We start from the raw sequence: 20,952 nt of genomic DNA, 5'->3' as shown, positions 1-20,952 counted from the left end.
TGGGGAGGGTGATGGGGGCGCTGGAAGAGCGATCGAAGGTGTGACATTTGCAGCTATAAAACAGCGCACCAAACTGACTTTTCCTGAGAGACAGGCCAACACATCCAGGACAACCCATGTTCGACCACGTCAAATTCGGAGTCAACAACTTCGAAGCGAGCAAATCCTTCTACGCCAAAGCACTCGAGCCCCTCGGCGTCGTCATCGTCGGGGAAGGCGTGCCGACTTATGGTGTCGAGCTGTGCCATCCGAAAGGCACGGTGTCGCTCTGCCTGTTCCAGACCGACGAGAAGCCGGCGCATCTTCACATCGCGTTCGCGGCGGAGACTCGGGAGCAGGTCGACGCCTTTTATTGCGCGGCTTTGGAAGCGGGCGGCAAGGACAACGGCCCGCCGGGTCTGCGACCGAAGTATCACGCCAACTACTACGCCGCTTTCGTCATCGACCCGGAAGGCCACAACATCGAAGCGGTCTGCCACGCGCCCGGCGCCTGACCCGGCTCCCCGACCCCGCGCCTGCCATTTTTTTCGTTCTGCGGTAGTCTCCTGCACTCAGACAGGAGGCCCCATGACCATCGAGACCCAGGACGATGTCGTCGCGCTCAAGCGCATCGGCAAGATCGTTTCGTATGTGCTCCAGCAGATGCTCGACGCCGCAGAGCCGGGCATGACAACGCGCGAGCTGGATTCCATCGGTGAGGAGTTGCTCGAAACGCACGGTGCCCGATCGGCGCCCAAGCTCACCTACGACTTTCCGGGCTCGACTTGCATCAGCATCAACGAAGAAGCCGCGCACGGCATCCCCGGTGACAGGGTGATCCGCCCGGGCGACGTGTTGAATGTCGACGTGTCCGCTGAGCTGGGCGGCTACTTTGCCGATACCGGCGGGACGAAGATCGTGCCGCCCGCCAATCCGCAGAAAACGCGCTTGTGCCACGCCACGCGCACGGCACTTGAGCAAGCGATGAAGCAAGCGCGCGCCGGACAGCCCATCAATGGCATTGGCGCCGCGATCGAGCGAACCGCGAAGGCCTACGGCTTCAAAGTCATCGAGAACCTCGCCAGCCACGGCGTCGGCCGCGCACTGCATGAAGCGCCCGAACACATTCCCGGGTACTTCGACCCGACGGACACGCGCATGCTGGAAGAAGGCATGGTGATCACGATCGAACCGTTCCTCTCGACCAAGAGCCGCATAGTCACGGAAACCTCAGATGGATGGACGCTGGCGGGCGTGCGCGGCAACCTGTCGGCGCAGTACGAGCACACCATGATCATCACGCAGGGCGAGCCCATCGTGGTGACCCAGCACTGAGACAGGCTCGTCTCGTCTGGATGAGGCCCGCATGAACGATGCACTGGAACGACTTGCCCGCGAGGTTCGCCTGGACGCCGCCGAGAACGAACGGATGCGCCTGCAGTTCGGGTATGCCTGCGCGTGCCGCGTGATGCATCTCCTTGAAGACCCCGCGGTCGCCGCATGCCTGACTGCACTCGGCGACTTCCTGAACGGCTCGCTAGACCGGGCTCGTTTCCACTTGACGGCGCAAGAAGCCACCAGGCTGGCGAACCGGCACCAGGGCTCGAAGTCCATCGATGGCTGCGGTCATTCGGCGGTTTCCAGCAGCTACGCCGTCGCGAATGCGCTGAATGGCAAGGCGCTGCAAGCCGCCGACTATGCCGCGTACGCCACCGTGTACGGCCAGGGTGGCTACGGCGCCGTCGCTGATCGCGAGTCGTTCGAGCCTGAGTTCCAGTGGCAGCTTGCTTGTTTGGCAAGGCTGGCAACCAAGAGTCCTGCCTGAGCTTCAAAGTCTCACACTTTTCAAAAGGCCACAGTCAATGCCCTCGCTTTCTTCGCCCTCCATGGCCTGGTCGCTGCTCGTGGTTGCCGGGCTGCTGGAAATCATTTGGTCCATCAGCATGAAGGCCTCCGACGGCTTCACGAAGGTCATGTTCACGGGCATCACGCTCGTCGCGGCGGGTTTGAGCTTCTGGCTGCTGGGGCTGGCCATGAAGTCGCTGCCTGTGGGTACGGCCTATGCCGTGTGGACGGGCATCGGGGCCGTAGGCGCTTCGGTGCTTGGCATCGTGTTCTTCAAGGAGCCCGCCACGGCAGCACGGATCGTGTGCATCCTGGCCATCGTGGGCGGCATTCTGGGGCTGAAGTTCCTGCCGAGCGCGGGCGCCTGATCGTGCGCGGCGCAATATCATCGGGTTTTATCCGGAGGCATCGCGATGGCAACTGTGCGAGATGGCAACAAGGGCGTTCTGATGGTGGTCGACGTGCAAGTCGGCGTGGCGGGCGGTGCGTGGGAAGCGCCCCGCGTCGTGAAGAACGTCGCGCACGCCGTGGAGAGGGCGCGCGCGCAGGGCGTGCCGGTGATCTGGGTGCAGCATTCAGACGACGAGCTGGTGCATGGCAGCCCGCAGTGGCAATGGGTGCCCGAGCTGGTTCCCGCGCCCGGTGAAGTGCAGGTTCACAAGAATTTCAATTCGTCGTTCGAGAAGACCGAACTCGACGGCGAGCTCGCCAAGCTCGGCGCGACGCACATTGCGCTGGCGGGCTGCGCGACCAACTGGTGCATCCGCGCCACCGCATACGGCGCGCTGGAACGCGGCTATGACCTGACGCTGGTGAAGGACGCGCACACGACAAAGTCGATGGACCTGGGCGATGGCACCACGATCGATGCCGCGAACGTCGTGCGCGAACTGAACATCGCGATGACCTGGCTCGAATACCCCGGCCGCAAGAACGGTACGGCAACCGCGGCCGAGGTGGACTTCGCCAAGCCGGGCGGCGTGCGAGCCTGAAGCACGCGATGGTGTTACGGCGATCGGCGGCCGATCATGCGCGCATGCCGTTCGCACTCCGCTACGTCTGGGCTTCCCCTTGCACGGCGCTGGGCTTGTGCCTTGCCTCGCCGGCATTTCTGTTCGGCGCCACGGCCCGGGTCGTGGACGGCGTGATCGAGATCGCGTTCAGTCCGCACAAAACACCCGCCGTCGTGCGGCGCGCCCTTCCGTTCGCAGCGATCACGTTCGGCCACATGGTGTTGGGCACTAGCGAGAAAGAACTGGACCGGCTGCGAACACACGAACGGGCCCACGTGCGGCAGTACGAGCGATGGGGCATCCTGTTCTTCGCCGCGTATCCCGCGGCCAGCCTGTGGCAGTGGTTGGCGGGCCGGCGGCCCTACATGGACAATGGGTTCGAAGTGCAGGCACGAGAGGAGGCTTCTGAATGAGCGAGGGAATCACCTGGTCCGAGTCGATCGACGATTTCGATTGGGACGCGCTGGAAGCGCTGTACCGCGCGGCGCCACTGGGCAACAAGAATGCGGCGGGCCTGTGCATGGTGTTCACCAACAGCCGGTTTCGCCTGTTCGCTTTCGAAGGCGGGCGGCTCGTGGGCGCCGGCCGCGCTCTGGCAGATGGCGCCGACTGTTCGTACATCTGCGACGTCGCAGTGATGCCGTCGCACCAGGGCACGGGGCTCGGCAAGCGGATCGTTTCCAGGCTCGTCGCCCTGTCGCAAGGCCACAAGAAGATCATCCTCTACGCGGTGCCCGGCAAGGAGCCGTTCTATCGGAAGTTCGGCTTTCGCCGCATGCTGACGGCGATGGCGATCTTCGAAGACCAGGGGCAAGCGTTGGCGCGCGGCTACATCAGCGAAGACAACGCATCATGAGCGACGCGTTTTCCGCCATTCACAACTACCGGGCCGTGGACGACAGGCTCGGCACGTCGGGCCAGCCGACGGAAGCGCAACTGGCCGACGTGGCGCGAGCCGGCTTCATGACCGTGATCAACCTCGCGCTGCACGACGACCCGCGCTATTCGCTGGCGGATGAAGCGGGGACGGTGCGCTCGCTCGGCCTGGACTACGTGCACATCCCGGTGCAATTCGTGGCGCCGAAGCAAAGCGAACTGTTGGCGTTCTTCGACGCGATGGACGCGCGCACCGAGGAGAAGGTGTGGATGCATTGCGCGGCGAATTACCGGGTGACGGTCTTCCTCGGGCTGTACCGGATGGTGAGGCAGGGGTGGCCGCGCGAGCGGGCCTTTGAGCTGATGGATGGGTTGTGGAAGCCGAACGATGTTTGGGCGGCCTTTATCGAGGAGGCACTGGCGAAGAAGCCCTCACCCTAACCCTCTCCCAGAGGGAGAGGGGACAAGTCAGCTCTCCAGGCGCGCGATGGCGCGGCGCAGGTTGTCGCGGGCGCGTTCTTCCAGCGCGTCGTGGAAGTAGTCGGTGGAGTAGAGCCGGGGCCGCGCCAGGAAGTTGCCCAGCACGCGGCGGCGGCCCACGCGGTATTCCGGCTCGGGCACGTGCGCATACTCGGCGCGGATCTGCAGGTCGTCGTCGTCGAAGCGCTTGGCATCGGCACCCAGGCTGGCCAGGTCTACATCCACCAGCAGGCGCGCGTCGGGGTCTTCGGGGGTGCCTTCGTGGCGCGTCGCCATCACTAACGCATAGACGCGGTCGGCCACGTCTTGCGGCAGGCCCGCCTCCAGCACGGCGTCGCGAGCCCATTGCGCGCTGCGCTCTTCGTTGTCGTGGCGCAACGGGTCATAGAACGCGTCGTGAAACCAGAGCGCCAAATCGATCTCGCCGGGGCGTTGCGCCTGCTCGCGCACCTCGTCGAAAGTGGTCAGGCATTCGCGCAGATGGTGCAGCGTGTGATAGCGGCGGTGTGGTTCGCTCCAGCAGACCATCAGGCGCTCATACAAGGCTTCGTCAGCAGCTTGCATGCCCAGCTCTTGCCAGGTGTTGAGCCAGCCCGGCAAACCTGAGCTCATTCGGAAACCTCCGCACTTCGTGCTGAGGTGCTATTCGCCTCGGGAGCGGCCCAGCGGCTCATGATGGCCGCGCCGTCGCCAGCGCCTCCTTGACCTCACGGCCCAATTCGATGACGGCCATGGCGTAATAGCTGGACCAGTTGTAGCGGGTGACGACGTAGAAGTTTTCGGTGCCGGCGATGTACTGCGGCGGGGCATCGCCGTTCTGCAGTTCCACCAGCGCCAGCGGGCCTTTGTGTTCCAGCGCAATGCCTTCCAGCACCGCGCCCTTGGCCATGAAGCTGGCCACGCTGAAGGTGGGCAGGATGTCAGGGGCCAGCAGCGCTTCCTTGTCCAGCGTGGCCGCATCGAAGGTGACCGGATAGTGGGTGGGCATGCCGCTTTGCCAGCCGTAGCTTTTGAAATAGTTCGCAACAGAGCCTATCACGTCAGCCGTGTTGCGCGCCAGATCGATTCGCCCATCCCTGTCGAAGTCCACCGCCCATTTGGCCTGGCTGCTCGGCATGAACTGGGGCATGCCCGCGGCGCCGGCGTAACTGCCCAGGGGTTTCAACGGGTCGGTCTGCTGGCGGCTCTGCAACACCAGGAATTGCTCCAATTCACCACGAAAGTATTCGCTTCGCTCGGCGGCACGGGGGTGAATTTCCGGGAAGTTGAAGGCGAGCGTGGCCAGCGCGTCGAGGACGCGGAAGTTGCCCATTTGCTGGCCGTAGATGGTTTCGACACCGATGATGCCGACGATGATCTCGGCCGGAACGCCGAATTCCTGTTCGGCGCGTTCGAGCAACGCCTGGTTTTCCTGCCAGAACTTCACGCCTGCGCGGATGCGGATGGGGTCGATGAATCTGCTCCGGTACACCCGCCAGTTCTTGGGCGTGCCCACCGGTGGGGGTTGCACGAGCCGGCTGATGAGGGGCAGAAACTGGGCGCGGCCGACCGCCTGGCGCACCCAGTCGCGGTCCAGCTCGTGGCGCTGTGCCACTTCGTCGGCCCAGCGCATGGCCTCTTCGTTGCCGGCATACGGGACACCGCGCGCGCTGTTGCGCTCGGCCGGGGAGTTTCTCTTGGTTGACTGCGCGGCGGCGGGCGAGAGGACGGCGGCGCCGAGGCTGAGGAAGACTGCGGTAACTATCAGGGATCGGATCATCAATGAGGCCAGGCGAGTTGTTTGTATTCGCGCTGGAGTGCAATGAGGCTGGCGCCCGGGGCCCGGGCATAGCGCTGCATTTCCAGCTTCAGCAGCCAGTCTGCCAGCCCCTGGGCCGCTTCGCCGAAACGCGCTGTGACAAGCTGGGCAATCTGCCGCGGTGGCGCGGCGGGCGGCAGTTCCAGCCCTGCGTCGCCCAGGCGCTTGCGCACGCGCCCCAACAAGCGCAGCCAGGGGTCGTGCTGGCGCCGCTCCCACAAGGTCCACGCGGCGCCGCACAGCGCGACGAACACGATGATTGCGATCAAGACGTAGCTCAGGTCTTCCCAGCTCGGGGTCTCGAAACCGAGGTTTTTCAACAAGTCGAGTTGCTTGCTTTGGGTGTAGTTCAAAACCCACTGGTTCCAGCTGTTGTTCAACGCTTCCCATGCGGCGCGCAGGTTGAGCGCAAGTTTCGGATCGACCGTGCCCAGGGCCGTGGCCAGTACGCCGGCCGGCGCCGCGAGGCGCTGGAACGAACCTGTGCGGCCGGGCGAAACGGCGGATGTGGGGTCGACGCGCACCCAACCCTGGTCCGCCAGCCAGACCTCGGTCCAGGCGTGCGCATCGCTTTGCCGGATCACCCAGAAGCCATCGACGTTGTTGCGCTCGCCGCCCTGGTAGCCGGTAACGATCCGCGCGGGGATGTCCATCGAGCGCATCAGGACCACGAAAGCCGATGCGATGTGCTCGCAAAACCCCTCCTTGCGGTCGAACCAGAACTCGTCGGCGGTGTGGTCGCCGTAGACGCCCGGCTCCAGTGTGTAGCGATAGCCTCCGGTGCGCAGCCGTTCCATTGCCGCTTGCACCAATGCGGCCTGGAGCCGGCCCGTGGCCGCCGGATTCGAGGCGACTTGCGCACGGATTTCCGCTGCAAGGGCTCTCGTGCGCGGGTTGAAGTCCGGCGGTAGTTGGGTGTACTGCGGCAGCACGGCAGCGACGGTGCGCGGGCCGTGGCGAAAGGCGGGATAGCTTTCGACCTTGTAGCGCAGCAAGTCCGTGACGGGGCGATTCAGTACCCATTGCAGGTCGCTGGTCATGACGGCCGCGAAGCCCGGGGATTGTGGGGGCTGGTTGGTCGCGTCCATGACCAGCAGCCACGGGCGGTTGTTGGGCTCCAGCGTGGCCTCGTAGCGAACCGGACCGCCCGACACCTCAAGCTGTGCATTGCCGGGCCGGAGCGGCCACGTATCGGCGTCCAGCCGCGGCTGAAGCACCCGCCATTCACGGCCGTCGAAGCCGGACAACACCGGGCCTCGGAAGTACAGCGAGCTTTGCGGCGGTGGGCGGCCTTCGAAGCGCAAGCGCATGGCGATGGTCTCGTCCAGCGCCAGTGCCGCGATGTTGCCGACCCGCATGCTGGTCGACAGGCCGCTGCGGCCCGTCATCGCGTCGCTGGGGATGCCCCACAGCGGCGCGAAGCGCGGGAACAGCACGAACAGCACGGCCATGACGGGCGCGCCCAGCAGGGCCATGGTGGCGGCCGTTCGCGCGGCCTGCCGCAGCGGCGGCCGCCCGACGGGCATGTGCGCGTTGACCAGGGCGGTGAGCAGCCCCAGCAACGCCACAAGCATGGCGGCAGCGGTAAGCAGCGACTGCGAAAAGAAGAAGTTGGTGAGCATCGTGAAGAAGCCCAGGAAGAAGACCACGAAAGCGTCGCGCCGGGCGCGCAGTTCCAGGGTCTTGAGCGCCAGCAGCACCACGATCAGCGTCACGCCTGCATCGCGCCCGAGCAGGGTGCGGTGGCTCATGAAGGTCGCACCCAGCGTGAGGGCCAAGAGCCCCAGCAGCCACCAGCCGTTCGGCAGGGGCTTGCCCGCAACCGCCAGCCAGCCGCGCCACACCAGCACCGCGGCCGCCAGCGCCGAACACCACCAGGGCAGGTTGGTCACCTGCGGCAGCACCACCCAGCCGATGACCAGAAGCAGGAACAGCGTGTCGCGTGCGTCGCGCGGCAGGGCGTCGAGGCGATTCAGCATAGGGCCAACGCCTCCAGGCATCGCCGCTTGTGCGCTTCGCCGCCGGCCGGCTTGATCTCCTGGCCCGGCAGCCGCACCCCGTAGTCCAGGCCCAGGCGGTCGGCCTGCACTACCCAGGCTGCGAGCCGCGAGAGCTTGTGTTCGATGTCCAGGTGCCCCGCCTGTGCGTGGTCGAGCCAGAGCTCGTAGCGCTGCGCCTGCTGCGTATCGCGGCTGACCAGTTCATCGGCCTTCGCGGCCTTCTTCCAGATGACCAGCTTGAGCGGATCGCCACGGCGGTAGGCCCGCACGCCGTCGAATTCACCGGTGGTGTTGGTTCGTGTGGCCGTAGCGCCGCCGGCGCGCGGCTCGCCCGGCGGCAAGGGCGGGGGGAAGGCTTCGGGTGTGGGATACACCAGCACCTGCGCGGCCGGGCGCCACACCGTCCAGACTCGGAAGGTGCCAAGGGGAAATCGCGTTTCGGCCGTGAGCGGCGGCACGCGGTGCAGGCCGCGCTTGTCCGCCTTGAAAGCCACGTGCACCGTGGCCATGGCCTGGGGCGGCACGTCCGTCCAGACCCACCGGTCCTTGTTCGTGGAATCGAGAATCGCGAGCCCGATGCCATAGCGTGTCGCGCGGCGCTCGTTCGTCAGCGTCACCGTGAGCGTGGCCGCAGCGCCGGCGAATTGCGCCTCGGGCGCCTGCAGGTTCATGGTGAGGCCGCGCAACGTGGCGTGGCACACGTGCATGCCGGCCACCGCGCTGCCGGCCAGCAGGAACGTGAGCAGGTAGCCCAGGTTCAACTGGTAGTTGATCGACGCGACGAGCAGCAGCAGCATCGTGAAGCCCAGCATGAAGCCCGGGCGTGTGGGCAGGATGTAGACGTTGCGCTGGGTCAGCGACGTTGTGTCCGACAGGGGCAGGCGGGACTGCCACCAGCGCTGGAAGCGGTGGCGGACGAAGGCGAAGGGGTTCAGGGCGGCTGCATTCATGTCACGGGAGGGGGACCGCCTCCAGCATCGCCCGAACCTGTTCGATCGGGCCGCGGCCGGCGTCGCCGACCGGCACCATGCGGTGCGCCACCGTCTGCGGCAAGATCGATTGCACGTCGTCCGGCGCCACGTAGTCGCGGCCGCTCAGCAGGGCCTGGGCCTTGGCGGCGCGCACCACGGCGATGCCCGCGCGCGGCGACAGGCCTTGCAGGAACCAGCGACCCGAGCGGGTCGCGGCCACAAGGTCTTGGACGTAATTGAGCAGCGGGTCGGCGGCGTGCACTTGCAGCACTTTTTGTTGAAGCAGTTGCAGGTCGACCGGTGTGAGGGTGTTACGCATCGACTCCACCATCCCGCGCCGGTCCGCGCCGGCCAGCAACTCGCGCTCGGCCGCGCGGTCGGGGTAGCCCAGGGAAATGCGCATGAGGAACCGGTCCAACTGCGACTCCGGCAGGGCGAAGGTGCCCAGCTGATCGTGCGGGTTTTGCGTGGCGATGACGAAAAAGGGCGAGGGCAGGGCGCGCGTCTCGCCTTCGACCGTCACTTGTTTTTCCTCCATCGCTTCCAGCAGCGCGCTTTGGGTTTTGGGGCTGGCGCGGTTGATCTCGTCGGCCAGCAGCACCTGCGCGAACACAGGCCCCGGATGGAAGACGAAAGACTCCTTGCCGCGTTCGTAGATCGACACGCCCGAAAGATCGCTGGGCATCAGGTCGGCGGTGAACTGCACGCGCGAGAAATGCAGGCCGAAGGCGCGCGAAAGCGCATGGGCCAGCGTGGTCTTGCCGACGCCCGGAACGTCCTCGATCAGCAGGTGGCCGCCGGCGAGCAGGCAGGCGACACAGTCCCTCACCTGGGCCGGTTTTCCCACGAGCACCGTGTTAAGCTGATCGAGGAGCGCCTTGAGTTTTTGTTGTGCTTCCATGAGCACGACGTTATCCGAAATTGGGTTCAGCTGAGCGTTGGCTATGAATAAAACCGGGTATTTCACGCACCCCGATTGCCGCAAACACGAAATGGGCCCGGGCCATCCGGAATGCCCCGAACGGCTCGATGCAATCGAAGACCGTTTGTTGGCGAGCGGCGTCGGTGACGCACTCGACCGCCGCGAGGCTCCCGAGGCGTCGCTCGGCGACATCGAACTGGCCCACAGCAAGATGCACGTCGCGGCCGTGCGCGGCCTCGAACTCGAGCTGGCCGAACACATTGCCGCGGGCGGCCGGGGCTACGCCCAGATCGACCCCGATACGGCGTTGAACCCCTATTCGTGGAGCGCCGCGATCCATGCGTGCGGCGCGGTGCTGGCCGCGACCGATGCGGTGATGGCCGGCGAACTGGAAAACGCGTTCTGCGCCGTGCGCCCGCCGGGCCACCACGCGTGCCATGACAGGTCGATGGGGTTTTGCATCTTCAACCAGGTGGCTGTCGGCGCGAAGTACGCGCTGGAGCGCCATGGCTTGAAGCGCGTGGCCGTGGTTGATTTCGACGTGCACCACGGCAACGGTACCGAAGACATCCTCGCCGGCGATCCGCGCGTGCTGATGGTCGGCATCTTCCAGCATCCGTTCTACCCCGGCACCGGCGACCATCCGTTGGGCGACAACATGGTCAACCTGCCGGTGCCCGCGTACACCAAGGGCGACGTCATCCGCCGGATGATCGAAGACAAGTGGCTGCCCCGCCTGGAGGCTTTCCAGCCCGAGATGATTTTCATCAGCGCGGGCTTCGATGCGCATCGCGATGACGACCTGGGCCAACTGGGTCTGGTCGAGGCCGACTACACCTGGATGACGCAGCGCGTCAAGGACATCGCCCGCAAGCACGCGAAGGGGCGCATCGTCTCCTCGCTCGAGGGCGGCTACAACCTCAGCGCGCTCGCGCGCAGCGTCGAGGCGCACATCCGAGCGCTAGCCGACATTTGACATGGCACTCGTCGAACCCGCAGTGATCGAACAGCGCGACGCGCGTGGCGTCGTCACGCTCACGATGAACCGACCCGCCAACTTCAACGCGCTGAGCGAGGAAATGCTGAGTGCGTTGCAAGCAGCGCTCGACCGCGTCGCGCAGGACGAATCGGCGCGTGCCGTGGTGCTGGGGGCGGCGGGCAAGGCCTTCTGCCCTGGCCACAACCTGAAGGAGATGATCGCGTCGCCTTCGCTCGAGTACTACCAGCGGCTGTTCGCACAATGCAGCCGCATGATGCTGTCCATCCTCAAGCTGCCGGTGCCCGTGATCGCTCGCGTGCAAGGTGTCGCGACGGCGGCGGGCTGCCAGCTGGTGGCGCAGTGCGATCTGGCGGTGGCATCGGAGGACGCGCGTTTCGCCGTGAGCGGTGTGAATTTCGGCTTGTTCTGCTCCACGCCCAGCGTGCCGCTGCTCCGCAACATCGCGCCCAAGCAGGCGATGGAGATGCTGGTGACGGGCGACTTCATCAGTGCGCAGCAGGCGCTGGAGCGCGGCCTGATCAATCGCGTCGCGACAGCGGAGCTGCTCGACGCCGAAGTGGAAAGCCTGGTCGCCAGCATCCTGCAAAAGCCGCGTGCCGCCATTGCCATGGGCAAGGAACTGTTCTATCGGCAGCGCGAGATGGGCATCGAAGCCGCCTACCAGCTGGCCAACCAGACCATGGCCGTGAACATGATGGACGGCTGCGCGCAAGAGGGCGTCACCGCCTTCGCCGAAAAGCGAAAACCGAGTTGGAAGCTGTGACGCAAGTTCGAGGGCTGCCGCGGAACCGGCTTTGCCGGGCCGCTGGCGGCGCCCCCTTGAGGGGGAGGCGCCGTAGGCGCTTCGGGGGGAGCTTTGACTGAAATCGACAAGTTGGTCCGCGAGCTGGGCCATCCGGGCGCGCCGTTGGAGCTCGGCGTGCTGCTGGGCTGCCTGGTGGCCGCCTTCGGCATCTGTTGGCTGATAGGCCGGCGCCAGCCGCCCGAATCCGTGTGGTTCGGACGGGCCGTGATCGACGGCCTGCTGTTCCCGTTGCTGGCGCTGGTGTTCACCTACAGCGCGACGCTGGCCATCGCGCCATCTCAGAAAGTGGTGGTGCTCAAGTTGGCGCTGCCGATTCTGGTGTCGCTGGCCGGCATCCGCTTTCTCGCGCGCGTTTTCACCGTGGTGTTTCCCAAATCGGCGCTCGCGCGGCTGATCGAGCGGCTGTTTTCGTGGATGGCCTGGATCGCCGCGGTGCTGTGGATCGTGGGCCTGTTGCCGGTCGTGATGGCGGAGATGGACTCCATCACTTTCGCCTTCGGGAAGTCGCGGGTCAGCCTGCTGGCTGTGGTGCAGGGCGTGCTGTCTTCGGGCGCCGTCCTGGTGCTCGCGCTGTGGATTTCCGCGGCGCTGGAGCGCAAGGTGCTACGCGACGCAGTCGACGATTTGTCGCTGCGAAAGGTGGCTGCGAACGCGATCCGCGCGGTGCTGACGTTGATGGGCATCCTGTTCGCGCTGTCGGCCGTGGGCGTGGACCTCACGGCGTTGTCGGTGCTGGGCGGCGCACTGGGCGTGGGCCTGGGGTTCGGCTTGCAGAAGCTGGCGGCCAACTACGTCAGCGGCTTCGTCATCCTGTTCGAGCGCAGCCTGCGCATCGGCGACACGGTGCGGGTCGACAACTTCGAGGGCGTGGTGGCCGACATCAAGACGCGCTATACGCTGATCCGCTCGCTCACGGGCCGCGAGTCCATCGTGCCCAACGAGAAGCTGATCACCGAGCGGATCGAGAATCTCTCGCTGGCCGATCCGCGCATCTTGCTGTCGACGGACGTGACGGTGGGCTACGACAGCGACGTGGATGTGGTGCAGAAAATCCTGCTGGACGCGGCAACGGGCACCGAGCGCGTGATCGCCGACCCGGAAGCGGCAGCGCGGCTGGTGAAATTCGGCGCCGACGGCCTGGAGTTCACGCTGCAGTTCTGGATTTCCGACCCGGGCAACGGGCAGATGAACGTCAAGTCCGACGTCAATCTGCGCATCTTGAAGGGGCTGCGCGAAGCCGGGATCGAGATCCCGTACCCGCATCGGGTGGTGCGCCTGGAGGGCCCCGGGGCGGCGCAGGCTCCTTATATCGCCGCGTCCGCTTCGAGCCCCAGCGTGAAATAGAAGTTCGCGCCCTGGCCCTCCACGGAATCGGCCCAGACCTTGCCGCCGTGACGGCTGATGATCCTGTGCACGGTGGCCAGGCCGATGCCGGTGCCGGGAAATTCCGACGCGCCGTGCAGCCGCTGAAAGGTGCCGAACAGTTTGTTCGAGTAGGCCATGTCGAAGCCGGCGCCGTTGTCGTGCACGGCGTACACGTCGCGCCCGTCCGCGTCCGATCCGCAGCTGAATGAAATCCGGGTCTGCGCCTGGTGGCCGCAGAATTTCCATGCATTGCCCAGCAGGTTCTCCAGTACCTGCTGCAGCAGCTGCGGGTCGCCCCGCGCCACGAGATCGGGTTCGATGTCCCAATGCACCACGCGATCGGGTTGGCGTTCCAGGCAGCCCTCCAGCACCCGCTGCGCGATGGTGCTGAGGTTCACGGGCACCCAGCGGGGAGGGGTTCGCGACACATGCGCCAGCAGCAGCATGGCGTCGATCAGTTGGCTCATGTAGGCGACGCCGGCGCGGATGCGGGCCAGGTAGTGCTTGCCGCGGTCGGTGGCCGCGCCGGCGCCGATCTCCGAGCCCAGCAGGTCGCTGAAGCCGTCGATGGCGCTGAGCGGCGTGCGCAGGTCGTGCGACAGCGAATACGAAAAGGCCTCCAGTTCCTGGTTGACGCCGTGCAGCTGCGCCGTGCGCTGCCGCACGCGTTCTTCGAGGCCGGCGTTGAGGCTCATGATCTCCTCGGTGCGCGCCTGCACCTGCTGCTCGAGCTGGGTGCTGTGATCCTGCAGGTCCCCGTAGGCCTTGAGCCGCAGCAGGTTCCGCACCCTCAGCCACAGCTCGGCCCGGTCCACCGGCTTGGTCAGGAACTCTTCCGCCCCCGCCTTGAGCGCCGCCAGGCGGGCCTCGCGGTCGACCAGGGCCGTGATCACGATGATCGGGATGCGCGAGGTGGCCGGCGCGGCCTTGAGGATGCCGGCCAGCTGGTAGCCGTCGATCCCCGGCATCATGATGTCCAGCAGGATCAGGTCCGGCAATTGCTGCGCGATCGCCATCAGCGCCTCTTCGCCGTTGGCGGCGCTTTGCATGCGATAGCCTTCGGGCCGCAGCAGCGTTTCGAGCAGCCTGCGGTTCTGCGCCTCGTCATCGACGATCAGGATGCTGGGGGCGAGCGGCGTCATGGGGAAGGCTGCAGCCCACCGGCTTCGCTGCCGGCTCTTGCCGCCGCCTGCGCCAGCAGCGTGTTGATCTTTTCATACAGCTCCAGGTAGCGCAGCGGCTTGGCGATGTAGGCGTCGCATCCGGCCAGGCGGGTCTTTTCGCGGTCTTCCTTCATCGCCATCGCCGTGAGCGCGAGCACCGGGATGCTCGCCGTGGCCGGGTCTTTCTTGAGCAGCATGGTGGCGGCCAGGCCGTCCATGCCCGGCAGCTGGATGTCCATTAGGATCAGGTCGGGCCGGCTGGCTCGCGCCATGGTCAGGCCGGTCTCGGCGTCGGCGGCGCATAGCGACGTATGGCCGGCGTTCTCCAGCAGCAGGACTGCCAGTTTCATGTTCGCCGCGTTGTCCTCAATGATCAATATCTGTGCCATGGGTATCCTCGCTGGTGTGTAGCGCTCGCCTGACCTCGGCCAGGAAACCGGCGCTGTTGAACTGCGTCTTCTCGATGACGTGAATCGCGTTGCCGGGATTGGCTCCGAGCACGGCCCGGTCCTGCGCCGTGATCTGTTTGGCCGTCACCACCAGAACCGGAATGCGGGCGGTGTCGGTATCGCGCCGCAGTGCGTCGATGACGTCGAAACCGCTGACCTCGGGCATCATCAGGTCGAGCAGGATCAGGTCCGGCCGGAGGCGCCGCGCCAGGGAAAGCGCTTCGCTGCCGCCATAGGCGCGAACCACCGCATAGGCCGGGGCGGGCAGGAACGCGGCAATCACTTCCACGGCCTTGGGGTCGTCGTCCACTACCAGGATCGTGTGGACGCGTTCCATGGCCGGCTGCAGGCCCAGGCTGACCAGCGACGCTTTGAGCTGGGCACGGCTGATGGGCTTTTGCAGCGTCGCCGTGGCGCCATGGGCCAGCGCCAGGCTGGAGTCCGCCGCGCCGGCGATGACCACAACCGGTACATGCGCCAATTCAGGATTCTCTCGAATGCGCTGGAGGAATTCCCAGCCATCCATGCCGGGCAGGCGGACGTCCAGCGTGATCAGGCTGAGAGCCTGCTGCGGCGCCACCAGCAGGGCCGCCTCGGCGCTGGCCGCGCACAAGACCGTGAACCCCTCGGCTTCGAGTAGCAGGCGAATCAGGTCGGAAGCCCGTTCGTCATCTTCGACTACCAGTGCAATGTGCTGCGTTGTCCCGTCCAGGATGGGGCCGGTATGGCGGACGGGTGCCTCGCACGGCTCGTCGGCCGGCGCGCGCAGCGGCAGCCATACCGCGAAGCACGCGCCTTCGCCTTCCGCGCTGGCCACGGCCACCGTGCCACCGTGCAGCTCGGCCAACTGCTTGACCATCGCGAGGCCCAGGCCGGTGCCTTCGAACTTGCGGGCCAGGCTGCTGTCGATCTGGCTGAAGGCGTGGAACAGCTTGCCCATGTTGTCTCTGGAAATCCCGATGCCGCTGTCGGTGACCGACAGCTCCAGGAACTCGGTGTAAGTGCTGTCCGCCAGCGGGAAGCCGTGCACGGGCCAGGGACCGCCCATGGTGCCGACGGCGCTGCGCGGAACGCGTTTGGCGCGCATCACCACGCGGGCGCCGTTGGCGCTGAACTTCACGGCATTCGAGAGCAGGTTGTAGGCGATCTGCTTGGTCTTGCGCGTGTCCAGCTGGGGCGTGCCCAGGTTCGCATCGGTTTCGAGTTCGAGCGAGATGCGCTGGGCCGCCGCCTTTTCCCGGACGATGGTCAGGCTGTTGGCCAGCAGGGCGTCCAGGCCGACGGCCTCGAGTTCGAGCGCCATCATGCCGGCCTCGACCTTCGACAGGTCCAGGATGTCATTGATCAGCGACAGCAGGTGCTGCCCGCTGCCGAAGATGTCGACGATGCATTCCTGCTGGCTGTCGTCCATCTTTCCCATCAAGCCGTCCTTGAGCGCCTCCGAGAAGCCGATGATCGCGTTCAGCGGCGTGCGCAGCTCGTGCGACATGGTGGCCAGGAACTCGGACTTCATGCGCGTCGCATGTTCCAGCTCGATGTTCTTTTCCTGCAGGATGCGGTCGGTCTGCTTGCGCTCGGTGATGTCGCGCGCGGCGGCGAACACGCCCTGCAGCTTGCGGTCGCGGTCGTAGAAGGTCGCGGCGTTGTACGACACCACCGTCTCGTCGCCGTTCAGGGCGCGCACCGTGAGCTCGTAGTTGTTCACCCTGTTCTCGGTGAGCACGCGCTTGATCGCGGCGTCGGCGCGGACCGGGTCGGTGAAGAAGTTCTTGCAGGGCGCGCCGATCAGCTCGTCCCGCGTGCGGCCCGTGAGCGACATCATCTGCTGGTTGACGTCCGAGATGATGCCCTGCGGGTCGGTCGTCATCAGCGCGTCGATGTTCGATTCGATCAGCGATCGGGTATAGAACTGCTGGTCGCGCAGGCGCTGGTCGAGCATGGCCTGGGCCGCCTCGATCTGCTTGCGGGCGGTGTTGTCGGTGCCGATCAGCAGGTAGCCGATGATGTCTTCCTGCGCGTCACGCAGGGCCGTGACCGAGACCATCGCGGGAAAGCGGCTGCCGTCCTTGCGGATGTAGGTCAGCTCGTAGATGTCCTCGATGCCCCGCGAGGCCTTGAACACCAGGGCCTCGAAGCCCGGGGTGATGGGCGTCGCCAGCTCCAGGCTCAATGCCTCGGCCCGCGCGATCACTTCCTGCGGGTCGGAGATGTCCGCGGGCGTGATCTTGTTCATGACCTCAGCGGCCGTGTAGCCCAGCATCCGCTCGGCGCCCACGTTGAAAATCTGGATGACGCCTTTGGCGTCGGTGGCGATGCTGGAGAAGTTGGCGCTGTTGAAAATCGCGCTCTGCAACGCTCCCGCCTTGAGCTCGGTGCCGATGAGCAGATAGCCGATGATCGCGTCCTGCGCGTCACGCAGGGCAGTGACCGAGACCGTCGCCGGAAAGCGGCTCCCGTCCTTGCGGATGTAGGTCAGCTCGTAGATGTCCTCGATCCCGCGTGACGCTTTGAACACCAAAGCCTCGAAGCCCGGCGTGATCGGGGTGCCCAGTTCGACGCTCAGCGCCTTGGCGCGCCTGATCAGCTCCTGCGGATCGGAGATGTCGGCCGGGGTGATCCGGTTGAGCACATCGGCGGCGGCATAGCCCAGCATGCGCTCGGCGCCGACGTTGAAAATCTGGATCACGCCTTTTTCGTCGGTGGCGATGCTCGAGAAGTTGGCGCTGTTGAAGATCGCGTCCTGCAACGCGCCGGTCTTGAGCAGGGTTTCCTGGCGCCGAAATTCGATGGCGCCGCCGGGGCTCGCCTGCATTTCGCTCGCACCAGTACCGAAGATGGTATGGGGCATAAGCACTTTCCCTGACACGGTCACCGCGGGCAAGCGGCCCCGGGCACAGGCACGCGGCGTTGCAGCAGTCTTCGGTGACGGTACACGAATCGCAGAGCTAGCTCGGTGCGCCAGCGCACTTAGCCGTTGCGTGTTGTCATTTCATCAACGACGGCAGCCACAGGCTGATCTGCGGAAAGGCGATCAGCAGGGCCAGCATGATCACCAGCACGAGGACGAACGGCCAGCAGCCGCGGAAGATCGCGGCAAGGCCCACGCCCGGTAACAGTGCATTGAGCACGAACAGGTTCATGCCCACCGGCGGGGAGATCAGGCCGATCTGCACGATCATCACGATCAGCACACCGAACCACACCGGGTCGAACCCCAGCGACGTGACGATGGGGAAGAAGAGCGGAATGGTGAGCAGCACCATGGTCAGCTCCTCCATCACCGTGCCCAGCACCACGTAGATGAGCATCATCGCGGCGATGATCATGGTGGGTGACAGCCCCAGGTGCGTGATCCACTCCTTCAGGTCGCCCGGCATCGTCGTGAAGTTGACGAAGTTGGCGAAGATGGTGGCCGCGATCAGCAGCGTGAACAGCATGGCCGTCGTACGCGCGGACTCGACCAGCACCTGGTACAGCACGGCCCAAGTCAGGCGCCGGCGCGCCAGGGCGAACAGGAAGGCGCCCGCCGCGCCGAAGCCCGCACCCTCGGTCGCCGTGAAGAAGCCGCCGTAGATGCCGCCCAGCACCACGATCACCAGCACCACCACGCCCCAGATGCCGCGCAGCGCTTTCCAGCGGTCGGGCCACGAAGTGCGCTCGCCGGGCGGCGCATGTTCCGGGTCGCGTGCGGTGATGATGGCGATGCCGGCCATCAGGCCCAGCGCCGTGAGAATGCCGGGAATGACGCCCGCCGCGAACAGCTTGCCGATATTGGTCTCGGTGATGATCCCGTAGATCACCATGATGGTCGACGGCGGGATCATGATGCCCAGCGTGCCGCCGGCCGCCATCACGCCGGTGGAAAGCGATGCGCTGTAGCCAAGCTTGCGCATCGAGGGATACGCGACCTTGCTCATGGTGGCCGCCGTTGCGATGGACGAGCCGCAGATCGCACCGAAGCCGGCGCAGGCCGCGACGGTGGCGTGCGCCAGGCCGCCCCGGAAGTGGCCGACGAAGGCGTAGGCCGCCTGGAACAGCTCGTGCGCCAGGCCCGCGCGCGCCACGAAGTTGCCCATCAGGATGAACAGCGGGATCACCGACAGCGTGTAGGCGAAGCCGGTTTCATAGACCACCTGCGCGGTGCTGGCCAGCGCGGGGTCGAAGCCGCGTGTGAGCGCGATGCCGCCGAAGCCCACCAGGCCCATGGCGAAGGCCAGCGGAACGCGCAGCAGGGCGAGCCCGAAGATGCAGGCGAAACCGATGAGTGCCTCTATCACAGCGCCACTCCTTCGCCCTCGACCCGTTCGACCGGCGGCTGCGCGATGAGGAACAGGTGGATCACACCCGTCACCGCGCACAGCACGCCCATGCCGTACAGGAACGGAGCTTTAAGGATCTTCAGCTGCGCCGTGGTCTCGCCCGACTCCAGGAACTGGTTGCCGCTGCGCCACATCAGCCAGCCCAAGGCGAGCAGCACGGCGGCGCACAGCAGGTGCACCAGGAGGGCCTGGAGCTTGCGCAGCCAAAGCGGCAGGTAAGGGTCCAGCGAATCGAATTCGACGTGCTCGCCGCGCTCGGAGACCAGCGGCAGCGCGCCGAAAATCACCACCACCATCAGCAGCTCGGTGATCTCCAGCGAGCCGGGGATGGAGTTGTCGGCGAACTTCCGGCCCAGCACGTCGAAGAACGTGAGGACCATGATGGCGAAGAGGGCGCCCCCGGACAGCAGGCCGCAAAGGAGTTCGAGCAGCTTTTTCAACGGCTTACTTCGAAGCCTTGGCGATCTCCGACCGGAACTCGGCCAGCACCTTGGCCGCGTCCTTCAGGCCCTTGGCCTCGGCGTCTTTCACCCATTTGGCTTCCAGTGCCGAGGTCTTGGCCTTGACGTCGGCGACGAACTTGGCGTCGGCCTTCACCACCTGCACGTTGTTGGCCTGCATCAGCGCGAAGGCGCGGCGATCGACCTTGTCCCAGCCCCGGCCGAAGATGCGCGCGGCGGTTTCGCCCGTGATGGCGTCCACCGCCTTCTTCTCGTCGGCGCTGAGCTTGTCGTACCGGGCCTGGTTCATCAGGAAGACGAAGCTGGTGTTGTAGAGGCCACCGGGGAAGGTCGTGGCGTGCTTGACGATCTTGTCGATGCGGAACGATTCGGTCGACTCCGCCGGGAACAGCGTGCCGTCCATGACGCCGCCGGACAGCAGCTCGTACGACTCGGGGGCGGGCTTGAGCGTGACGTTCATACCCAGCGTCTTGGAAATCTCGTTGACCATGCCGCCGCCGACGCGGAACTTCAGGCCCGACAGGTCTTCGACCTTGGTGATCGCCCGCTTGGTGTTGAACACGATGCCGGGGCCGTGCGTGAAGTACGTCAGCACGTGCACGCCCTGGTGCTCCTGGCCGAACGCCGGGTACTTCATCGCGACCTTGTTGAAGGCCACGGACAGGGGCTCGGCGGAGTCGCCCAGGAAGCCGAACTCGGCCATCTGGGTCAGCACAAACCGGCCCGGCGTGTAGCCGTGCACGGTGTATGAAACGTCGGCCAGGCCGTTCTTGACCGCGTCCAGGGTGCCGGGGGGCGCGGCGACGCCGCGCGGCAGGATGTTGCACTTCATCTTGCCGGACGTGTTCTTCTCGAGCAGGTCGCACCATTCCTTCTGGGCCATGCTCAGCGAGTGCGTGGGCGGCAGCCAGCTGGACACCGTGAGCACGGTCTGGGCGGCGACCGGGCCGGCGGCCAACGCGGCGACGGCAGCCAGGGAAAAGACGTGACGTTTCATGCAGGAAGCTCCTTGAAAGGGGGTTGCGCTCGACTGTAAGCCTGCCCAGTACGGCTCCTGGTCCAGACTTACCCGAATTCACCGACCAAGTGGTCGGTGAATTGTCGTGGCGCTGACAACTTTTGACGCCGAATACTAAACAGCCCGATGCTCGGACCTATAATCAAAAAAACGAACGGTCGTTCTTTTTTGGTGTCAACCTCCCTTTTGTCGCCCAAACGAAAATGCCGTTGTGCAGCGCGCCATAGAATTCCAGTTTACGTAAACGTCAATTCCAAAACTCTTAGGAGCCATGAGCATGAAGGTCCTTGTCCCCGTCAAGCGGGTGGTCGACTTCAACGTGAAAGTCCGAGTCAAGTCGGACAACACGGGCGTCGACATCGCCAACGTCAAGATGAGCATGAACCCCTTTGACGAAATCGCCGTCGAAGAGGCGGTGCGCCTCAGAGAAAAAGGCGTCGTCACCGAGGTCATCGCCGTCTCCTGCGGCGTGGCCCAATGCCAGGAAA

Annotated in this window: 22 protein-coding genes and 1 pseudogene; 12 read left to right on the top strand and 11 right to left on the bottom strand. The window is 65.6% G+C overall.

The window, feature by feature from the left end:
• Positions 1–116 precede the first annotated feature (116 nt).
• From EEB15_RS32115 to EEB15_RS32080, 8 genes are all read left to right on the top strand, one after another.
• Positions 117–494, top strand: a complete 378-nt coding sequence (locus tag EEB15_RS32115) for a VOC family protein (RefSeq protein WP_141514063.1) — start codon at positions 117–119, stop codon at positions 492–494.
• Positions 495–567: 73 nt separating this feature from the next.
• Positions 568–1,314 (top strand): type I methionyl aminopeptidase, encoded by a 747-nt coding sequence (gene map, locus EEB15_RS32110; protein ID WP_141514062.1) that lies wholly within the window; start codon positions 568–570, stop codon positions 1,312–1,314.
• A 31-nt stretch (positions 1,315–1,345) separates the two neighbouring features.
• Positions 1,346–1,804, top strand: coding sequence for a hypothetical protein (locus EEB15_RS32105; protein WP_141514061.1), 459 nt, complete (start codon positions 1,346–1,348; stop codon positions 1,802–1,804).
• 61 nt (positions 1,805–1,865) lie between these two features.
• Positions 1,866–2,192: a multidrug efflux SMR transporter gene (locus tag EEB15_RS32100; RefSeq protein ID WP_141514066.1), complete on the top strand. Its 327-nt coding sequence runs from the start codon at positions 1,866–1,868 to the stop codon at positions 2,190–2,192.
• A gap of 45 nt (positions 2,193–2,237) precedes the next feature.
• Complete coding sequence (locus EEB15_RS32095; RefSeq protein ID WP_141514060.1) at positions 2,238–2,816, top strand: cysteine hydrolase family protein; 579 nt, start codon at positions 2,238–2,240, stop codon at positions 2,814–2,816.
• Between the two features lie 44 nt (positions 2,817–2,860).
• Positions 2,861–3,250 (top strand): hypothetical protein, encoded by a 390-nt coding sequence (locus EEB15_RS32090; protein WP_141514059.1) that lies wholly within the window; start codon positions 2,861–2,863, stop codon positions 3,248–3,250.
• Positions 3,247–3,693, top strand: coding sequence for a GNAT family N-acetyltransferase (locus EEB15_RS32085; RefSeq protein WP_141514058.1), 447 nt, complete (start codon positions 3,247–3,249; stop codon positions 3,691–3,693). The genes EEB15_RS32090 and EEB15_RS32085 overlap by 4 nt, the downstream gene beginning before the upstream one ends.
• On the top strand, positions 3,690–4,154 hold the full coding sequence (locus tag EEB15_RS32080) for a protein tyrosine phosphatase family protein (protein WP_199236690.1): 465 nt from the start codon (positions 3,690–3,692) through the stop codon (positions 4,152–4,154). Before EEB15_RS32085 ends, EEB15_RS32080 begins: the two co-directional genes overlap by 4 nt.
• 27 nt (positions 4,155–4,181) lie before the next feature.
• On the opposite strand, the gene EEB15_RS32075 is transcribed toward EEB15_RS32080, so the two are convergent.
• From EEB15_RS32075 to EEB15_RS32055, 5 genes are read right to left on the bottom strand one after another with little or no spacing between them, the layout of a single operon-like run.
• The gene (locus tag EEB15_RS32075) at positions 4,182–4,805 is read right to left on the bottom strand and encodes an N-methyl-D-aspartate receptor NMDAR2C subunit (RefSeq protein WP_141514057.1); all 624 of its coding nucleotides are present in this window, start codon (positions 4,803–4,805) and stop codon (positions 4,182–4,184) included.
• Positions 4,806–4,863: 58 nt separating this feature from the next.
• The gene (gene mltB / locus EEB15_RS32070) at positions 4,864–5,952 is read right to left on the bottom strand and encodes a lytic murein transglycosylase B (RefSeq protein WP_141514056.1); all 1,089 of its coding nucleotides are present in this window, start codon (positions 5,950–5,952) and stop codon (positions 4,864–4,866) included.
• The gene (locus tag EEB15_RS32065) at positions 5,952–7,970 is read right to left on the bottom strand and encodes a DUF3488 and transglutaminase-like domain-containing protein (RefSeq protein WP_141514055.1); all 2,019 of its coding nucleotides are present in this window, start codon (positions 7,968–7,970) and stop codon (positions 5,952–5,954) included. The genes mltB and EEB15_RS32065 overlap by 1 nt, the downstream gene beginning before the upstream one ends.
• Positions 7,964–8,941 (bottom strand): DUF58 domain-containing protein, encoded by a 978-nt coding sequence (locus EEB15_RS32060; RefSeq protein WP_141514054.1) that lies wholly within the window; start codon positions 8,939–8,941, stop codon positions 7,964–7,966. The genes EEB15_RS32065 and EEB15_RS32060 overlap by 7 nt, the downstream gene beginning before the upstream one ends.
• A gap of 1 nt (position 8,942) precedes the next feature.
• Positions 8,943–9,863, bottom strand: a complete 921-nt coding sequence (locus tag EEB15_RS32055; protein ID WP_141514053.1) for a MoxR family ATPase — start codon at positions 9,861–9,863, stop codon at positions 8,943–8,945.
• Positions 9,864–9,906: 43 nt separating this feature from the next.
• On the opposite strand from EEB15_RS32055, the gene EEB15_RS32050 reads away from it, so the two are divergent.
• The 3 genes from EEB15_RS32050 to EEB15_RS32035 all read left to right on the top strand — a co-directional run bounded on the left by EEB15_RS32050 (position 9,907) and on the right by EEB15_RS32035 (position 13,033).
• Positions 9,907–10,860, top strand: coding sequence for a histone deacetylase family protein (locus EEB15_RS32050; RefSeq protein WP_141514052.1), 954 nt, complete (start codon positions 9,907–9,909; stop codon positions 10,858–10,860).
• 1 nt (position 10,861) lies between these two features.
• Entirely contained in the window at positions 10,862–11,647 is a 786-nt protein-coding gene (locus EEB15_RS32045) for an enoyl-CoA hydratase (RefSeq protein WP_141514051.1), read from the top strand.
• 93 nt (positions 11,648–11,740) lie between these two features.
• Entirely contained in the window at positions 11,741–13,033 is a 1,293-nt protein-coding gene (locus EEB15_RS32035; protein WP_141514049.1) for a mechanosensitive ion channel family protein, read from the top strand.
• Here the strand turns inward: EEB15_RS32035 and EEB15_RS32030 are convergent.
• From EEB15_RS32030 to EEB15_RS32005, 6 genes are all read right to left on the bottom strand, one after another.
• Positions 12,994–14,196 (bottom strand): response regulator, encoded by a 1,203-nt coding sequence (locus EEB15_RS32030; protein ID WP_141514048.1) that lies wholly within the window; start codon positions 14,194–14,196, stop codon positions 12,994–12,996. The two genes, EEB15_RS32035 and EEB15_RS32030, sit on opposite strands and share 40 nt — an antisense overlap.
• Positions 14,193–14,567, bottom strand: a complete 375-nt coding sequence (locus EEB15_RS32025) for a response regulator (RefSeq protein ID WP_305000518.1) — start codon at positions 14,565–14,567, stop codon at positions 14,193–14,195. Before EEB15_RS32025 ends, EEB15_RS32030 begins: the two co-directional genes overlap by 4 nt.
• A gap of 16 nt (positions 14,568–14,583) precedes the next feature.
• A complete protein-coding gene (locus EEB15_RS34395; RefSeq protein ID WP_141514046.1) occupies positions 14,584–17,514 on the bottom strand; it encodes a PAS domain S-box protein in 2,931 nt (976 codons plus the stop codon).
• Between the two features lie 136 nt (positions 17,515–17,650).
• On the bottom strand, positions 17,651–18,943 hold the full coding sequence (locus tag EEB15_RS32015) for a TRAP transporter large permease (protein ID WP_141514045.1): 1,293 nt from the start codon (positions 18,941–18,943) through the stop codon (positions 17,651–17,653).
• Positions 18,940–19,425: a TRAP transporter small permease gene (locus EEB15_RS32010; protein ID WP_233259712.1), complete on the bottom strand. Its 486-nt coding sequence runs from the start codon at positions 19,423–19,425 to the stop codon at positions 18,940–18,942. The genes EEB15_RS32015 and EEB15_RS32010 overlap by 4 nt, the downstream gene beginning before the upstream one ends.
• Before the next feature lie 4 nt (positions 19,426–19,429).
• Entirely contained in the window at positions 19,430–20,443 is a 1,014-nt protein-coding gene (locus EEB15_RS32005; RefSeq protein ID WP_141514044.1) for a TRAP transporter substrate-binding protein, read from the bottom strand.
• Between the two features lie 298 nt (positions 20,444–20,741).
• On the opposite strand from EEB15_RS32005, the pseudogene EEB15_RS32000 reads away from it, so the two are divergent.
• Positions 20,742–20,952: pseudogene (locus tag EEB15_RS32000) on the top strand (electron transfer flavoprotein subunit beta/FixA family protein); the annotation flags it as partial.

It is taken from the genome of Ramlibacter sp. WS9, assembly GCF_003797765.1.
Classification (GTDB): domain Bacteria; phylum Pseudomonadota; class Gammaproteobacteria; order Burkholderiales; family Burkholderiaceae_C; genus Ramlibacter.
Note: the sequence above shows the minus strand (reverse complement) of the source record. Positions and strands in the feature narration are given on the sequence as shown.